This window comes from Hydrogenophaga pseudoflava (assembly GCF_004353865.1).
GTDB lineage: Bacteria > Pseudomonadota > Gammaproteobacteria > Burkholderiales > Burkholderiaceae_C > Hydrogenophaga > Hydrogenophaga pseudoflava.
Window position 1 is genome coordinate 4582597 of record NZ_CP037867.1, and the last position, 15543, is coordinate 4598139.

The 15543-nt window shown below is 67.4% G+C and carries 16 protein-coding genes; 3 read left to right on the forward strand and 13 right to left on the reverse strand.

Annotated elements, in window-relative coordinates; all coding sequences use genetic code 11:
- Positions 1–17 precede the first annotated feature (17 nt).
- Genes HPF_RS22045 through HPF_RS22060 form a run of 4 tightly spaced genes read right to left on the reverse strand, consistent with a single transcriptional unit; the run spans position 18 to position 2559 of the window.
- Positions 18–470, reverse strand: a complete 453-nt coding sequence (locus HPF_RS22045) for an ExbD/TolR family protein (protein ID WP_066156844.1) — start codon at positions 468–470, stop codon at positions 18–20.
- A complete protein-coding gene (locus HPF_RS22050; protein ID WP_127806755.1) occupies positions 467–1132 on the reverse strand; it encodes a MotA/TolQ/ExbB proton channel family protein in 666 nt (221 codons plus the stop codon). Before HPF_RS22050 ends, HPF_RS22045 begins: the two co-directional genes overlap by 4 nt.
- Before the next feature lie 27 nt (positions 1133–1159).
- Positions 1160–1981: a 4-hydroxy-tetrahydrodipicolinate reductase gene (gene dapB, locus HPF_RS22055; RefSeq protein WP_133157839.1), complete on the reverse strand. Its 822-nt coding sequence runs from the start codon at positions 1979–1981 to the stop codon at positions 1160–1162.
- Entirely contained in the window at positions 1978–2559 is a 582-nt protein-coding gene (locus HPF_RS22060) for an outer membrane protein assembly factor BamE (RefSeq protein WP_133158207.1), read from the reverse strand. Before HPF_RS22060 ends, dapB begins: the two co-directional genes overlap by 4 nt.
- Positions 2560–2733: 174 nt before the next feature.
- Here HPF_RS22060 and fur point away from each other — a divergent pair, with 174 nt between their 5' ends.
- Positions 2734–3177 (forward strand): ferric iron uptake transcriptional regulator, encoded by a 444-nt coding sequence (fur, locus tag HPF_RS22065; protein WP_066156852.1) that lies wholly within the window; start codon positions 2734–2736, stop codon positions 3175–3177.
- Between the two features lie 18 nt (positions 3178–3195).
- Here the strand turns inward: fur and hprK are convergent, their stop codons facing one another.
- The 4 genes from hprK to HPF_RS22085 form a co-directional block, all read right to left on the reverse strand.
- Positions 3196–4146 (reverse strand): HPr(Ser) kinase/phosphatase, encoded by a 951-nt coding sequence (gene hprK / locus HPF_RS22070; RefSeq protein ID WP_066156855.1) that lies wholly within the window; start codon positions 4144–4146, stop codon positions 3196–3198.
- A gap of 104 nt (positions 4147–4250) precedes the next feature.
- Positions 4251–4721, reverse strand: a complete 471-nt coding sequence (locus HPF_RS22075) for a PTS sugar transporter subunit IIA (RefSeq protein ID WP_066156858.1) — start codon at positions 4719–4721, stop codon at positions 4251–4253.
- A 140-nt stretch (positions 4722–4861) separates the two neighbouring features.
- On the reverse strand, positions 4862–5191 hold the full coding sequence (hpf, locus tag HPF_RS22080; RefSeq protein WP_066156861.1) for a ribosome hibernation-promoting factor, HPF/YfiA family: 330 nt from the start codon (positions 5189–5191) through the stop codon (positions 4862–4864).
- A 152-nt stretch (positions 5192–5343) separates the two neighbouring features.
- Complete coding sequence (locus HPF_RS22085) at positions 5344–6570, reverse strand: MFS transporter (RefSeq protein ID WP_133157840.1); 1227 nt, start codon at positions 6568–6570, stop codon at positions 5344–5346.
- A 43-nt stretch (positions 6571–6613) separates the two neighbouring features.
- Here HPF_RS22085 and HPF_RS22090 point away from each other — a divergent pair, with 43 nt between their 5' ends.
- Together HPF_RS22090 and corA are read left to right on the forward strand one after the other, a co-directional pair.
- Positions 6614–7882, forward strand: a complete 1269-nt coding sequence (locus HPF_RS22090) for a patatin-like phospholipase family protein (protein ID WP_133157841.1) — start codon at positions 6614–6616, stop codon at positions 7880–7882.
- Between the two features lie 178 nt (positions 7883–8060).
- Positions 8061–9047 carry a magnesium/cobalt transporter CorA gene (gene corA / locus HPF_RS22095; RefSeq protein WP_066156869.1) on the forward strand — a complete coding sequence of 329 codons (987 nt, stop codon included), beginning with the start codon at positions 8061–8063 and terminating at the stop codon, positions 9045–9047.
- A gap of 25 nt (positions 9048–9072) precedes the next feature.
- Here corA and HPF_RS22100 read toward each other — a convergent pair whose 3' ends face one another.
- From HPF_RS22100 to HPF_RS22120, 5 genes are all read right to left on the reverse strand, one after another.
- Positions 9073–9738 carry a dihydrodipicolinate reductase gene (locus tag HPF_RS22100; RefSeq protein ID WP_133157842.1) on the reverse strand — a complete coding sequence of 222 codons (666 nt, stop codon included), beginning with the start codon at positions 9736–9738 and terminating at the stop codon, positions 9073–9075.
- Positions 9735–10484 carry a 5'-methylthioadenosine/adenosylhomocysteine nucleosidase gene (locus HPF_RS22105; RefSeq protein WP_066156873.1) on the reverse strand — a complete coding sequence of 250 codons (750 nt, stop codon included), beginning with the start codon at positions 10482–10484 and terminating at the stop codon, positions 9735–9737. Before HPF_RS22105 ends, HPF_RS22100 begins: the two co-directional genes overlap by 4 nt.
- A gap of 64 nt (positions 10485–10548) precedes the next feature.
- Entirely contained in the window at positions 10549–12246 is a 1698-nt protein-coding gene (locus HPF_RS22110) for a long-chain-fatty-acid--CoA ligase (protein WP_133157843.1), read from the reverse strand.
- Between the two features lie 213 nt (positions 12247–12459).
- Complete coding sequence (gene pntB, locus HPF_RS22115) at positions 12460–13878, reverse strand: Re/Si-specific NAD(P)(+) transhydrogenase subunit beta (protein WP_133157844.1); 1419 nt, start codon at positions 13876–13878, stop codon at positions 12460–12462.
- Positions 13879–13897: 19 nt separating this feature from the next.
- Positions 13898–15520, reverse strand: a complete 1623-nt coding sequence (locus HPF_RS22120) for a Re/Si-specific NAD(P)(+) transhydrogenase subunit alpha (protein WP_066156878.1) — start codon at positions 15518–15520, stop codon at positions 13898–13900.
- Positions 15521–15543: the final 23 nt, after the last annotated feature.

A 15543-nucleotide genomic window follows, 5' to 3' on the forward strand; every position in this document is an offset into this window, starting at 1 on the left:
ATTTTAGGGCTTGCGGTTCAGCGACCCGGCACCGGCGCGGAGGGTGCGCCCGTGGCCGGATCGGCCACAAAACCGATGCGTGAAAGGCCGACGGACTGCGCCATCCCGATCAGCTGCACCATGCGCCCGTAGGGCACCGCGGTATCGGCGCGCAGCTGCAGCTCGGTTTCCGGGTCGCGCCTGGCGATCTCTTCCAGGCGCTTCTGGAGCGCGGCCGCATCCACCGGCTGCTCGTCCCAGTAGACCTGACCCTGTGCATCGACGCTGATCGACACGAAGGCCTCGGGCTCCTCGACCTGGGCGGCCTTGTCTTCGGTCTTGGGAAGCTCCAGCTCCAGCCGGCTGGACATCAGCGGCGCGGTGATGATGAAGATCACCAGCAGCACCAGCATCACGTCCACCAGCGGCGTGACGTTGATGTCGCTGATCGGCTGGTTGCCGCCCGGTTTTTCCAGTCGTCCGAAGCTCACTGCGCACGCTCCTGGTGGTGCACCAACAGCTCGCGCAGGTCGCGCGCGAAGCCCTCGAGGTCGGCCTCGATGCGGGCGATCTGACGGCCCAGCACGTTGTAGGCCAGCACCGCCGGGATGGCGACGGCCAGGCCGGCCGCTGTCATGACCAGCGCCTCGCCCACGGGGCCAGACACCTGTTCGATGCGGAACTTGCCGTCGATGCCGATCTCGGTGAGCGCGTGATAGATGCCCCACACCGTGCCCAGCAGGCCCACGAAAGGCGCCGTGGAGCCCACGGTGGCCAGCAGCACCTGCCCGAACTGCAGGCGGTGCAGCACCCGGTGCAGCGCATCGCGCAGCACGCGCGTGAGCTGCTGCGAGCGGTCACCGGCGGCGGCCAGCGTCTGCGGGGCGGCCTGTTCGATGGTGCGGGCGGCCTCCAGCAGAGGCAGCACCAGACGGCGGGGATCGAAGGTCTTGAGGCGCTGCTGCGCCTCGTCGAGGTAACCGGCCTGCCAGAAGGCGGCGGTCGAGGTCTGAACGTCGCGCACCGCCCGGCGCAGCAGCCACCCCTTCCAGAGGATCACGACCCAGCTCGCGACCGACATGGCCAGCAGCAGCAGGGCCACACCGCGGCTGACCGCATCGCCCTGCCAGATGGTTTGCCAGACGCCACCCATGGATCGTTCTCCCTCGTCCCGTCCGGCTCAGCGCAGGCCGAGCACGTCAAACATGTCGTACAGGCCAGCCGACCGGCCGGCCAGGAACCGCACCGCGCGCAGGCTGCCCTGCGCATAGGTGGCGCGGCTGCTGGACTTGTGGGTGATTTCAATGCGCTCGCCGGTGCCGGCGAACAGCACGGTGTGGTCGCCCACGATGTCACCGCCGCGCACGGTTGCAAAACCGATCGTCGACGGATCCCGCTCGCCGGTCACGCCCTCACGGCCGTACACCGCGCAGTCTTTGAGGTTGCGGCCGAGGGCGTCGGCGATCACCTCGCCCATCTTCAGGGCTGTGCCGCTGGGGGCATCGACCTTGTGGCGGTGGTGTGCCTCGATGATCTCGATGTCGTACCCGGTCGACAGGGCCTTGGCCGCCATCTCCAGGAGCTTGAGCGTGACGTTCACACCCACGCTCATGTTGGGCGCCATCACGATGGCGATCGACTTCGTGGCCTCCGCGATCTCGGCCTTCTGCTCATCGCTGAAACCCGTGGTCCCGATCACCAGGTTGACCTTGTGGGCCACACAGGCCTTGAGGTGGGCCATCGTGCCTTCGGGGCGGGTGAAGTCGATCAGCACCTGGCTGCCCGCCAGTCCGGCGGCCATATCGGCGGTGATCGCCACGCCCGTGGACTTGCCGGAGAACGCGCCGGCATCGAGGCCAATGGCGGTGCTGGTTGACACATCCAGCGCGCCAGTCAGCGTGCAGTCACCGCTGCCACGCACCGCGTCGACCAGCATCTGGCCCATGCGGCCACTGGCACCGGCGATGCACACCCGGTGCAGGGAGTCGGTCGCCAGGCTCATCGTGGTGCCCCTGAGGTTTCCAGCGGTGGGTAAGAAGTGGAGGGCGCGGCTGGGGCCGCCGGCGCCGGGGCGGGCGCAGACCCTGCATTGCGCGCCTGGAAGGCCTTGAGCTGCTCTTCGGTGGCCTCCAGTGGCGGCACCTTCTCGGTCTTGCGGCGGGAATCCAGGGACGACACGAACTCGGTTTCGCTGGGGAGTTCGTCCGCCTCGATGCGGTCCATGATGTCGCCCTTGAAGAACACGGTCAACCGGCGCTGCTGCGGCGGCTGTCCCTGGCGCTTGAGGGTGAACACATAGTCCCAGCGGTCGGCATGAAAGACACTGGCCAGCAGCGGCGAGCCCAGCACGCCACGCACCTGGTCGCGCGCCATGCCCGGCTGCAGCGCCTGGGCCTGCTCGCGGGTCACCACGTTGCCCTGAAGAACGTCCACCTTGTAGGGCGTCACGAAACCCGCCACGCTGGAGGCGGAAGGCATCTTCTCACCCACGCTGGAACAGGCCCCGAGGGCCATGCAGGCAGCCAGCACCAGTGCAGAGCGTGGCCATGCGCCACTGCGGATACGGGCCTGCGGCTGCATCAGGGGATTCAGGATAGACAGGCGCATGTGCGACTCTCAGATAAAGCGCTCGACCGCGGGGATCCCCGGGTCATTGGCACCACCGCCGCGCGCTGACGATATGATCCGGCCATTGTAGCCCCGGGGTCCAGACAGGATCCGGCGGCCATTCAATTGCCACCCGCTTCTGCCGCCATGTCCAACATCGAAGAACTCAAGAGCACGGGCCTGAAGGCCACCCTGCCGCGGCTGAAGATTCTCGAAGTCTTTCAAAACGCCAAGCGCCGCCACATGACGGCGGAGGACGTCTACCGCATCCTGCTCGAAGAGCACTCCGACATTGGCCTCGCCACGGTCTACCGCGTGCTGATGCAGTTCGAGCAGGCCGGCCTGCTCTCGCGCAGCAACTTTGAGTCGGGCAAGGCCGTCTACGAACTCAACGAGGGCCAGCACCACGACCACCTGGTGTGCCTGGACTGTGGTCGGGTCGAGGAGTTCTTCGATCCGGAAATCGAAAAGCGCCAGCAGATGATTGCCAAAACCCGGGGGTTTGTGCTCCAGGAACACGCCCTCTCGCTGTACGCCACGTGCAGCAAGGCGGATTGCCCGCACCGCGCCACACCGGCGGATCACCGCTGACCCGTCGCGGTCCCTGATTCACTCGCTGCGCATCATGGCCGCGCGGTGCCGTGAGACGAATTCCTGGTAGGTGTCGATGCCGCGGAACTGCAGGATGGTGTTGCGCACCGCGGCCTCCACCAACACGGCGATGTTGCGGCCGGCCACCACCTGGATCACGGCCTTTCTCACCGGTACGCCCAGCACATCCTGGTACAGGGGCTCGTGCGGCATCCGGTCGTAGTCCCGCTCCATGGTTTCTTTTCGAACCAGGTGCACGATGAGCTGCAGCCTCATCTTGCGGCGCACCGCGGTCTCGCCAAAGATGGCCTTGATGTCCAGCAGGCCGATGCCGCGCACCTCCAGCAGGTTTTGCAGCAACTCGGGGCAGCGGCCCTCCACGCTGGTCTGGTTGATGCGGTAGAGATCCACCGCGTCGTCGGCCACCAGGCCGTGACCGCGGGAGATGAGTTCCAGCCCCAGTTCGCTCTTGCCCAGGCCCGACTCGCCGGTGATCATGACGCCCATGCCCAGGATGTCCATGAACACGCCGTGCATGGACGACCGGTCGGCGAAGTGCCGGGAGAGGTAGGCCCGCAACACGTCGATCACGAACGCGGCCGGCTCGGGCGTCGCGAACATCGGGATCTGTGCACGTTCGGCCATCGCCATCAGCGGATCAGGCACCGCCTGGCCGTCGGCCACGATCAGCACCGGCGGCTCCAGGGTCACGATGCGCGCGATGCGGCGCCGGTTGTCGTCGTCGCTGGGGCTGGTGAGGTAGGCCATCTCCCTCTCACCGAACACCTGGACACGGTACGGATGGATGTAGTTGAGGTAGCCAACCAAGTCGGCGCCCGAGCGGGCTTCGCGCACCGCAACCTCGTCAAACCGGCGCTCGGACGCTCCGAGCCCGGCGACCCATTGCCATTTCAGCGCATCGCGGTGGTCTTCGAAAAGAACGTCGGCACTGACAACGGTGGGCTTCATGAAACGACGTTGGAAGGGCCTGCCACCAGGCAACCCCAAGGCAAGACCAGCCCCCTCGGGGGGCAGCGACCCGCGCAGCGGTGGAGCGTGGGGGCAGGCAAGTCTTATGCGGCCGCGTGGGCCGACTGCCAACCGGTGATGAGCGCGTGCAGGGCGGCCGCGTCGGTCGAGTTCTTCATCTGCTCGCGCAGCGGGCTGTCGCTGAGCAGTTCGGCGATCTCGGAGAGGATTTCCAGATGCTTCTGCGTGGCGGCTTCCGGCACCAGCAGGAAGATCATCAGCTGCACCGGCTGTTCGTCGGGCGCGTCGAAGCCGATCGGGTTGCCCAGCTGGAACACGGCGGCCAGCGGCTGCTTGAGGCCCTTGATGCGACCATGGGGAATGGCCACGCCATGACCCAGCCCGGTGGAGCCCAGGCGCTCCCGGGCGAACAGGCTGTCGGTGATCAGCGCACGGTTGAGACCATGCAGGGTTTCAAACAGAAGGCCCGCCTCTTCAAAAGCACGCTTCTTGCTGGTGGCGTCCACACCAACGAGCACTTGGGTGGCAGGCAGGATCACGGATAGACGGTTCATTGGGGCCTCTTCGGAGCGCAAATTATGCCGAGTTGAGGATGCTTGCCTAGACAGCAGGTACAAAAAAGCCGCTTGACTTTCCAAGCGGCTTGTTGCATTGCAGCACGCGCGGCGCCAAGGCGGCCGGCCGCAGCGGGGACTCACATCAGCCGTTTAGCCGAATCGTGGTGGTGATCCTGCGCCTTGTCCTTGTAGCGCAGCACCTGACGGTCCAACTTGTCGGCCAGTTCATCGACAGCGGCGTACAGATCGGCGTGAGCCGATTCGGCAAACAGGTCTTTCCCCTTGACATGGATGTTGCATTCGGCCTTCTGCCGTTGGTCTTTCTCCTTGAGGTTGTCCACCGTCAGCAGCACCTTGATGTCGACCACCTGGTCGAAGTGTCGGGAGATGCGTTCCAGTTTGGAAGTGACGTAACCGCGCAGGGCGGGGGTGACTTCGAGGTGGTGACCGCTGATCGTCAGGTTCATACAAGAGCCTCCTAATGCTCCGGGTTGACACAAGCCGCCGGTGGGGCGGACCCCCCTGCGGCCTCGGGGATGTCTTGAACCCACTATGCCCACGATTGCGCCAGGGCGCAAGCCCGCAGCGCAACAAAGGACATCAAAGAAAACCTTGGCATTCATGCCCGTCCGGCGGGTGCGGCCGAATGGATGACCAGGCGGCGCGCCAGAGAGATGGACGCCAGACTGGCACCGACGCCAATCACCCCCGCCACCCAGTAGTTCTGCACCTGTCCTGCGGCATCGCGACCGATGACCAGGCCGGACAGGAACGAGGCGAACCCCATCGAAGCCGACTGCACCGCCCCGTTGAGCGCCATGAAGGTGCCACGCAGGGACGGATCGGCGGCTCCGGTGATGAGGGCCATGCCGGGGATCATGCGCCCGCTGAGAAACACGAACAGGGCCGTGGTGGCCACCAGGATCACCGGCAAGGGCCAGGGCGGCAGCAACGTCATCGTCAGGATCGGCGCAGTGACGATGGCGGCCAGCGCGCTGAACACGGCCACCTTGCCCCGGCGGTCGGTCAGGCGCCCGATCCAGCGGGCCGTGATCAGCGTCGTGACACCACCGACCAGGTAGATGTAGGGCACCTGCTCCGGCAGAACGCCGGCGTTGGACTGCAGGTAGATGGTGATGAACGGGATCACGCAGAACCCGGCGAACACCAGCAGCGCGGAAAAGCAGAATGCCCGCAGGTGGTTGCGATTGACCAGCACGCGGCCGATGGCGCGCCAGGCCGAGGACTGGCCATGGGCCTGCAGATGGCCGCGCAGGGCCGGCAGCGTGAGCGCCGCCGCGACCGCCAGCACACCGCTGAGACCGGCAATGGCCAGGAAGGGCAGTTGCCAACCCCAGCGGGAGGCCAGGAACAGGCCGATCGGCACACCGGCCACCGTGGAGAACGAAAACGAGGACATCACGATGCCCATGGCGCGCCCGCGCCGCTCGAACGGCACCACGTCGGCCACGATGGTCTGCGACAGCGCCGACAGCACACCACCGAACAACCCGGCAGCGACGCGCGCCGCCATCAGGAAGCCATAGCCGGGCGCCAGACCACAGGCCAGGGTGGCCAGCGCGAACAGCCCGTACAGCACCAGCAGCAGCCGCTTGCGGTCGAAGCGGTCGACATAGGTCGCCGCCGCGAGGCCAGAAAAACCGGCCGAGAAGGTGTAGGCCGAGACCAGCAGACCGAACTGCGCGTCGCTGATGCCGAACAGCCGCGTGAACTGCGGCCCCAGCGGCATCATGATCATGAAATCGAGGATGTGCGTGAACTGGATGCCGGCGATGGTCAGCAGCAGCCAGCGCTCGCGACCGGGAGCGAGGGAATGTTGTGTCATGATTTTCCGAACAGCCCGCCAATGTAAGCGCAGGCCCTCATCTGTGTCCCTCGATACGCTGATCACCTACAACCTGCTGAGCCCCGCCCCTGCACCGGCGGATGATGGTGCCTGCGCACTGGTCCTGATGGGTGGCGGTGCTCGCACCGCCTACCAGGCGGGGGTGCTCAAGGCCATCGCCGTGATGCATGGCCACTGGCGAAACGACGGATCGGTGTCCGACCGCGGGTTTCCCTTCCGCTGGCTCTTCGGCACCTCGGCCGGCGCGCTCAACGCCACCTTTCTGGCCAGCCGTGCCGCGCTGGATCTGCAGGCCTTTCATGACCTGGCCGCGTTCTGGAGCGCCCTGCGGTCGGAACGCGTCTACCGGCTGGACGCGCCGACCTGGGTGCGGGCCAACCGCGTCGTCGCCGGACTGACGCTGGCGCGCCAGGTGCGCCGCCACCGCGCCCTGCTCGACACACTGCCGCTGGTGGACACCCTGCACCGGGCCATCGATCTGCGCAGCCTGGAACTCGGGCTGGCCGATGGCCACCTGGAGGCCCTGGGCGTGACCGCCTCCAGCTATTCCACCGGCGAACACTGGACCTTCTGCCAGACCCGACCGAAACACCCGGTGCCGCCCTGGCACCGGCCGGGCCGGCGCGCCGACTTCCAGCCCGTCACGGTCGAGCACCTGATGGCCTCCAGCGCCATCCCCTTCCTGTTTCCGGCCGTGCCGCTATGGGTCGACGGCCACCGGGAGCATTTCGGGGATGGCTCGATGCGCCAGCTCTCGCCGCTGTCGCCCGCCATCCATTTCGGCGCGCGTCGCATCCTGGCCATTGGCGCCGGCCAGCCCCAGCGCTCGGGGCTGGCGGTCCGCGTGACCGACGAGCCCACCGCAGGCACCATCGCCGGCCACGCCATGGCCAGCGTGTTCCACGACACGCTGCAGGCCGATGTCGAACAGGCCCAGCGCGTGAGCCAGACCATTGCGCAGCTGCCCCAGGGACTGGCCGCCGCCCTGCCCTACCACCCGGTGCGCGTGCTGGCCCTGCAGCCCAGCTTTTCGCTGGACGAGCTGACCCACAAACACATTGCCAGCCTGCCCGCGGCCACCCGCAACACGCTGATCGGCCTGGGCGCGCTGGACACCGGGCGCGGTGCGGCCGGCAGCGCGGCCTCGCTGGCCAGCTACCTGATGTTCGAGCCACCCTTCGTCAACGCGCTGATGGAGCTGGGCGAACACGATGCCTGGCGCCGCCAGGCCGAAATCAAGGCCTTTTTCGCGCCTCTCGCCGCCTCTTCGCCCGGTGTGGCGATGCCATAATCCGGTCTTCCCGTTCCCGAAAGAGCCTCATGGAAAGCACACCTCCCAGTTGTGTGCTTTCAGCCCTCCCCGCGACCGTCTGATGCGCAGGCGGCCGGCCGGCTGAAAGCGCCGCCCGAACCGCCCACCGGCGCGCCCCCGCGCCCGGTTTCGCCAGACCACCCGCCCGGGAGCCCCCATGCTCAACGTCTTCACCCTGGCCAATGGCCGCCTGTTCCAGGAAGAAATCGAGTCGCTCGAAGCGCTGACCCGATTCAAGCCCATCTGGGTCGACCTGGAGAACCCCACGCCCGAAGAGCGGCGCTGGGTCAAGCAGCACTTCGGCCTGTCCATCCCCGAAGACGCGATGGACGACGACATCGAGGAGTCGGCCCGCTTCTTCGAGGAAGACAACGGCGAACTGCACATCCGCTCGGACTTCCTGATCGACGACGAGGAGAACCCGCGCGCCATCCGCGTGGCCTTCATCCTCAACCAGCACAACGCCGAGCTCAAGAGCCAGGGCGTGCTGTTCTCGATCCACGACGAGGACGTGCCGGTGTTCCGCCTGCTGCGCATGCGCGCACGCCGCATGCCCGGCCTGATCGAGGACGCCAAGGACGTGCTGCTGATGCTGTTCGACGCCGATGCCGAATACTGCGCCGACACGCTGGAAGACATCTACGACGACCTCGAAACCGTCAGCCGCCAGGTGCTCGCGGGCGACGTGACCGACAACAAGGCCGGCGAGGTGCTGGCCGCCATTGCGCGCCACGAGGACATGAGCGGCCGCATCCGCCGCAACGTGATGGACACGCGCCGCGCGGTGAGCTTCCTGATGCGCAGCCGCATGCTGAACGCCGAGCAGTTCGAGGACGCGCGCCAGATCCTGCGCGACCTCGACTCGCTGGACGGCCACACCGCCTTCCTGTTCGACAAGATCAACTTCCTGATGGATGCGACCGTCGGTTTCATCAACATCAACCAGAACAAGATCATCAAGATCTTCTCGGTGGCCAGCGTCGCGCTGCTGCCACCGACGCTGATCGCCAGCCTGTACGGCATGAACTTCCAGTACATGCCCGAGCTGAGCCAGAAGTGGGGCTACCCGTTCGCGCTGGGGCTGATGGTGCTGTCGGCCGTGGTGCCGATGCTGTACTTCCGCAAGCGCGGCTGGCTCAAGTGATGCAGGGCCGTGAGGCCGGGGCCGGTCAGAGCCAGCCCTTGTCTATGAACTCGACCACGTCGTGGCAGCGCGGCTCCAGCGGATGGGCCAGCGCCGCGCCAACGATGCGCCGCACACCCTCGGCATAGGGCGCGCCGCCCGTCACCAGGGTCTCCAGGCGCAGCCGGCAGTCGCCCTCGCCGATCTCGATGCGGTGGAAGGCGTGGCGCCCCAGGTCGGCGGCCGGGATGCCCAGCCCGCCCGCCTGCTGTGCCGGGTCGCGCACCGAGACGATGGCCTCGGGCGACAGGCCCAGCGACGCCGCCAGGGCCACCGCCGTGCCCGGCACCGAGGTCTTGCCGGCCTGGTGCGACTCGGTCAGGCGCATGGGCTCACCGCGGAACCACGGCCCGCAACGCGCGAGCATGGCCATGAACTTGAGCATCAGCAGGTTGGCGTTGGCGCAGACCACCACCGGCACGCCATCGGCCAGGTCCGCAATGCCGGTGCCGGTGGACAGCTCGATCAGCGGCAGCGCGCGTTCGCGGCAGAAGCGAAGGATCTCCGGCAGCTCGCGCCCGGAGCCGGCGTGCACCACGGCCCGCACCGCGTCCGTCCGGTCGCGCCAGGGCCGGGCGTCGGGCGCCAGGCCCGCGAGCAGTTCGCGCGCCAGCTTGCCGGAGCCGGCGATCAGTAGAGGCGGGGTGTTCATGTCCGCAGCAGGGTGTCGATCAGCGCGCCGCTGTAGCGGCTGGCCACCTCGCGCAGGAAGCGCGGGAAGTCCACGTGCGCCGCGTCGTCGGCGCGGTCGGAGATGGTGCGCACCACCGCCAGCGGCACGCCGAAGTCGTGGCAGACCTGGGCGAAGGCCGCGCCTTCCATCTCCACCGCCAGGGCGTCCGGCAGCCCGCGCTGCAGCGCAACGCTCTCGGCGGTGGTGGCGACGAAGCGGTCGCCGCTGATCAGCAGGCCCTGGTGCAGGCGCGGCGCCTGCAGGCCGAAGGCGTCCACCGTCGAGGTGCCGAGCTGCTGCGGCAGGCTGTGCAGCATGCGCTCGCAGGCCAGCTCCAGCGCGTCGGCCAGGGCCGCGTCGGCCTCGAAGCGGGCACGGCCGTACAGCGGCACCTCGTGGCGGGGAAACAGCGGCGAGGCGTCCATGTCGTGCTGCAGGAACGAGCGCGCCAGCACCACGTCTCCCACCTTCACGCCCGGGCCCAGTCCGCCGGCCACGCCGGTGAACACGATGCGCTGCACCTTGAAGCGGTCGATCAGCAGGGTCGCGGTCGTGGCGGCCGACACCTTGCCGATGCCCGACAGCACCGCCACCACGTCCTGCCCGTGCAGATGACCGACCCAGAACTCGCGCCCGCCCACCACCTCTTTCTGCTCGTCGGGCATCAGCGCCAGCACGCTGGCGAGTTCGTCGTGCAGCGCGGCGACGATGGCGGTTCGGGTCATGCAACGGCTCCGGAAATGACAAAGGCGGCCGAAGCCGCCCTGTCATTGTGTCGCAGGCGCTGCGTCACTTCTTGTCTCTGAGTTCGCGCCGGAGAATCTTGCCCACCGGCGTCTTGGGCATCTCCTCACGGAACTCGACCACCTTGGGCTGCTTGTAGCCGGTGAGGTTGGCCTTGCAGAACTCGCGCACCTGGGCTTCGGTCAGCGCCGGGTCTTTCTTGACGATCACCAGCTTGACCGCCTCGCCCGACTTCTCGTCGGGCACGCCGACCACGGCGCACTCCATCACGCCCGGCAGCTGGGCCACCACGTCCTCGACCTCGTTGGGATAGACGTTGAAGCCGCTGACCAGCACCATGTCCTTCTTGCGGTCCACGATCTTGAAGTAGCCGCGCGCGTCCATGATGCCCACGTCGCCGGTCTTGAAGAAGCCGTCGGCGGTCATGACCTTGGCGGTTTCGTCGGGCCGTTGCCAGTAACCCGCCATGACCTGCGGTCCCTTGATCGCGATCTCGCCCGGCTGGCCCTGCGGCACTTCGTTGCCCTCGTCGTCCAGGCACTTGAGCCACGTGTTCGGCAGGGGCACGCCGATGGTTCCGGTGAACTCGGTGTTGGTCACCGGGTTGCAGGTGGCCGACGGGCTGGTCTCGGACAGGCCGTAGCCCTCGCAGATCGGGCAGCCGGTCTTCTCCAGCCACAGCTTGGCGACCGCGCCCTGCACCGCCATGCCGCCGCCCACGGACACCTTGAGGTTGCGCCAGTTGACGGTGTGGAAGTCGGGGTGGTTGGCCAGGCCGTTGAACAGCGTGTTGACCGCCGGGAAGCTGTGGAAGGTGTGCTTGCTCAGCTCCTTGAGCACCGCCGGCAGGTCGCGCGGGTTGGGGATCAGGATCACTTTGCCGCCGGTGCGCATGCCCAGCATCATGTTCACCGTGAAAGCGAAGATGTGGTACAGCGGCAGGGCGCAGACGCTGGTGGTCTGCTCGCCGGCCGGCACCTTGCTCATGACCGGCGCGTTCCAGGCCTCAGACTGCAGCACGTTGGCCAGCACGTTGCGGTGCAGCAGCACCGCGCCCTTGGAGACACCGGTGGTGCCGCCGGTGTACTGCAGCACCGCCACATCGTCGGGCCGGATGTCCGGGCGCTTGAGCGTGCCGCGCGTGCCGCGCGCAATGGCCTCGTTGAAGCGCACCGCCTGCGGCAGGTCGAAGGCCGGCACCATCTTCTTCACGTTGCGCACGACGTAGTTGACGATGCCGCCCTTGATCAGGCCCAGCAGGTCGCCCATGGCGGCCAGCACCACGTGCTTGACCGGCGTCGCCGAGATGCACTGTTCCAGCGTCGCAGCGAAGTTCTCAATGATGACGATGGCCTTGGCGCCCGAGTCCTTGAGCTGGTGCTCCAGCTCGCGCGCGGTGTAGAGCGGGTTGACGTTGACCACCACGAAGCCGGCGCGCAGGATGCCGGCCACCGCCACCGGGTACTGCGGCACGTTGGGCATCATGATCGCGACGCGATCGCCCTTGACCAGCCCGAGGCCCTGCAGATAGGCCGCGAACGCCTGGGACAGGCTGTCGACCTGCGCATAGCCCACGTCCTTGCCCATGAAACTGTAGGCGGTGCTGGCGGCGTGCTTCTGGAAGCTCTCTTCCAGCAGGTGCACCAGCGAGGGGTATTGCTCGACGTCGATGTCGGCCGGCACACCGTCCGGATACGCACCCAGCCAGGGGCGGGCGGCGGACGCCTGCGTCGGTTCAGTCATGAGAGGGTCTCCAGGGTCGATGTTGTCGTTCAGCATGCATTTTCCCGTTCAGGCCCGGAACCCCGAGCGCGTGTTTTCCCTGACGCGATTCTGACGCATCGCCCACGGGCGGCAATCCTTGAACCTTTCCCGCTACAAAAAGTGAACGTCTGCCAGGCCGCCCACAAAAAGAACAAGGCCCGGACTCGCCGGGCCTTGGCAGGGCGACCGGGATCAGCCCCGCAGCGCCGCCAGCACCTCGTCAAGCATCTTCTTGGCGTCGCCGAACAGCATGCGGTTGTTGTCCTTGTAGAAGAGCGGGTTGTCCACGCCGGCGTAGCCGCTGGCCATGGAGCGCTTCATCACGATGCTGGTGCGCGCCTTCCAGACTTCGAGCACCGGCATGCCGGCGATCGGGCTGGTGGGGTCGTCCTGCGCGGCCGGGTTCACGATGTCGTTGGCGCCGATCACCATGGTCACGTCGGTGTCCGGGAAGTCCTCGTTGATCTCATCCATTTCCAGCACGATGTCGTAAGGCACCTTGGCCTCGGCCAGCAACACGTTCATGTGACCCGGCATGCGGCCGGCCACCGGGTGGATGCCGAAGCGCACGTTCACGCCCTTCTCGCGCAGCAGCTTGGTGATCTCGAACACCGTGTGCTGGGCCTGCGCCACCGCCATGCCGTAGCCGGGCACGATGATCACGTTCTTGGACTCGCGCAGCAGCTCGGCGGTTTCCACCGCGCTGACCGGCGTCACTTCGCCCTGCGGCTCGGCCGCAGCGCCGGCCGCTGCCTTGGGTGCCGGCGCGCCGCCACCGAAGCCACCCGCGATCACGCTGATGAAGTTGCGGTTCATCGCGCGGCACATGATGTAGCTCAGGATCGCGCCCGAGGAGCCCACCAGCGCACCGACCACGATCAGCAGGTCGTTGCTGAGCATGAAGCCGGTGGCCGCGGCCGCCCAGCCCGAATAGCTGTTGAGCATCGACACCACCACCGGCATGTCGGCGCCGCCGATGGCCATCACCATGTGGATGCCGAACAGCAGCGCGATCACGGTCATCACGATCAGCGGCGTCATGCCGGACTGGATGTCGTGTGCATTGAGGAAGGCGCGACCGAACCAGATCACGACCAGCAGACCGGCCAGGTTCAGGAAGTGGCGGGCGGGCAGCAGCAGCGGCTTGCCGCCGATTCGGCCAGACAGCTTGCCAAACGCGATGAGCGAGCCCGAGAAGGTGACCGCGCCAATCAGGATGCCGATGTAGATCTCCATCTCGTGGATGGCCTTCTCGGCCGGTGTGGCGAAGACGGTGGAGGTGTCCACGTAGCTGGCGAAGCCCACCAGGCAGGCCGCCAGGCCCACCAGGCTGTGCATGAGCGCGACCAGCTCGGGCATCTGCGTCATCTGCACTTTCTTGGCAGCGAAGAGGCCGATGGCGCCGCCAACGACCAGCGCGCCGACGATGTAGGGGATGCCGGCCGCGGTGACGCGCGGGCCGAGCACGGTGGCCAGCACGGCGATGGCCATGCCGACCATGCCGAACAGGTTGCCGCGGCGGGCGGTTTCGGGGTTGGAGAGGCCGCCCAGGCTGAGGATGAACAGGATGGTGGCGCCGATGTAGGCCATGGTGGCCAGACTGGAGGTCATGGGTGTCGTCCTCTTCTTCTTACTTGCGGAACATCGCCAGCATGCGGCGCGTGACGGCGAAGCCGCCGAACATGTTGATGGCGGTCAGCACCAGCGCGACCACCGCGCAGCCCAGGATCAGGGCGTTGGGCCGGTCGGCGGCCCCGGCCGCGTCCAGCGGCGGCGCGACCTGGATCAGCGCGCCGATGGCGATGATCGAGCTGATCGCGTTGGTCACGCTCATCAGCGGCGTGTGCAGACTAGGCGTGACGTTCCACACCACCATGTAGCCCACGAAGCAGGCCAGCACGAACACGGTGAAGTGCGACAGGAAGGAGGCCGGTGCGTAGAGGCCGACCAGCGCGAACAGCAGCGCGCCGACACCGAACACGATGGCCAGGGTCTTGGCCGACATGGGCTCGCCCGGGCCGTGGCCGTGGGCCGGCGCCTTGGGCGCGGCCACAGCGGGTTTGGCCGGCGGCTTGGGTGCAGCCGCGATGGGTGGTGCGGGCCAGGTGACCTCGCCGTCCTTGATGACGGTCAGGCCGCGAATGGCGTCGTCGGCCATGTTGACGTTGATGACGCCGTCCTTGGTCTTGCACAGCTCTTCCGTCAGGCGGAACAGGTTGGTGCCGTACAGCGTGGACGACTGGCGCGCCATGCGCGAGGCCAGATCGGTGTAGCCGACGATGGTCACGCCGTGCTTCACGACCGCCTTGCCGGGTTCGGTGAGTTCGCAGTTGCCGCCCTGCTCGGCCGCCATGTCGACGATCACGCTGCCGGGCTTCATGCTGCGCACCATCTCGGCGGTGATGAGCTTGGGCGCCGGCTTGCCCGGGATCAGCGCGGTGGTGATGATGATGTCCACCTCACGCGCCTGCTTCGCGTACATCTCGCGCTGCGCGGCCTGGAAGCCTTCGCTCATGACCTTGGCATAACCGCCGCCGCCCGAGCCCTCTTCCTCGTAGTCCACCTTGACGAACTCGCCACCGAGCGAGACCACCTGGTCGGCGACCTCGGCGCGCGTGTCGTTGGCGCGCACGATGGCGCCCAGGCTGGCGGCCGCGCCGATGGCGGCGAGACCCGCCACACCGGCGCCGGCGATGAACACCTTGGCCGGCGGCACCTTGCCCGCGGCCGTGATCTGGCCATTGAAGAAGCGGCCGAAGGCGTTGGCCGCCTCGACCACGGCGCGGTAGCCGCTGACACCGGCCATCGAGGTCAGCGCGTCCATCTTCTGCGCGCGGCTGAGCGTGCGCGGCAGGCAGTCGATGGCCAGTACCGTCACCTTCTTCGCCGCCAGCTGCTGCATCAGGTCGGGGTTCTGCGCCGGCCAGACGAAGCCGATCAGGGTCTGGCCCGCGTGCATCAGCGCCACCTCGTCGGCGGTGGGCGGGCGCACCTTGAAGACGATGTCGGCGCTGCTCCAGAGCTCGGCGGTCGAGCCGGCGATGCTGGCACCGGCCTCGCGGTAGGCATCGTCGGAGAGGTCGGCGAGCTCACCGGCACCGGTCTCCACCACCACGCCGAAGCCCAGCTTGGCGAGCTTGGTGACCACGTCGGGCACGGTGGCCACGCGCTTTTCACCAGGGAAGATTTCACGGGGGATGCCGATGCGCTGCGGGGTGGCAGCGGCGGTGTCGGTCGGGGCGCCAGAAGTCATGGGCAGGTCCTCATTGCTGGAAG

Excerpts from the sequence above, each read along its gene's own strand:
- HPF_RS22085 (WP_133157840.1), bottom strand. The coding sequence starts at position 6,570 with ATGACACAACATTCCCTCGCTCCCGGTCGCGAGCGCTGGCTGCTGCTG.
- corA (WP_066156869.1), top strand. The coding sequence starts at position 8,061 with ATGCTCAACGTCTTCACCCTGGCCAATGGCCGCCTGTTCCAGGAAGAA.
- hprK (WP_066156855.1), bottom strand. The coding sequence starts at position 4,146 with ATGAAGCCCACCGTTGTCAGTGCCGACGTTCTTTTCGAAGACCACCGC.
- fur (WP_066156852.1), top strand. The coding sequence starts at position 2,734 with ATGTCCAACATCGAAGAACTCAAGAGCACGGGCCTGAAGGCCACCCTG.
- pntB (WP_133157844.1), bottom strand. The coding sequence starts at position 13,878 with ATGACCTCCAGTCTGGCCACCATGGCCTACATCGGCGCCACCATCCTG.
- HPF_RS22105 (WP_066156873.1), bottom strand. The coding sequence starts at position 10,484 with ATGACCCGAACCGCCATCGTCGCCGCGCTGCACGACGAACTCGCCAGC.
- HPF_RS22100 (WP_133157842.1), bottom strand. The coding sequence starts at position 9,738 with ATGAACACCCCGCCTCTACTGATCGCCGGCTCCGGCAAGCTGGCGCGC.
- dapB (WP_133157839.1), bottom strand. The coding sequence starts at position 1,981 with ATGAGCCTGGCGACCGACTCCCTGCACCGGGTGTGCATCGCCGGTGCC.
- HPF_RS22075 (WP_066156858.1), bottom strand. The coding sequence starts at position 4,721 with ATGAACCGTCTATCCGTGATCCTGCCTGCCACCCAAGTGCTCGTTGGT.
- HPF_RS22120 (WP_066156878.1), bottom strand. The coding sequence starts at position 15,520 with ATGACTTCTGGCGCCCCGACCGACACCGCCGCTGCCACCCCGCAGCGC.
- hpf (WP_066156861.1), bottom strand. The coding sequence starts at position 5,191 with ATGAACCTGACGATCAGCGGTCACCACCTCGAAGTCACCCCCGCCCTG.
- HPF_RS22110 (WP_133157843.1), bottom strand. The coding sequence starts at position 12,246 with ATGACTGAACCGACGCAGGCGTCCGCCGCCCGCCCCTGGCTGGGTGCG.
- HPF_RS22050 (WP_127806755.1), bottom strand. The coding sequence starts at position 1,132 with ATGGGTGGCGTCTGGCAAACCATCTGGCAGGGCGATGCGGTCAGCCGC.
- HPF_RS22060 (WP_133158207.1), bottom strand. The coding sequence starts at position 2,559 with ATGCAGCCGCAGGCCCGTATCCGCAGTGGCGCATGGCCACGCTCTGCA.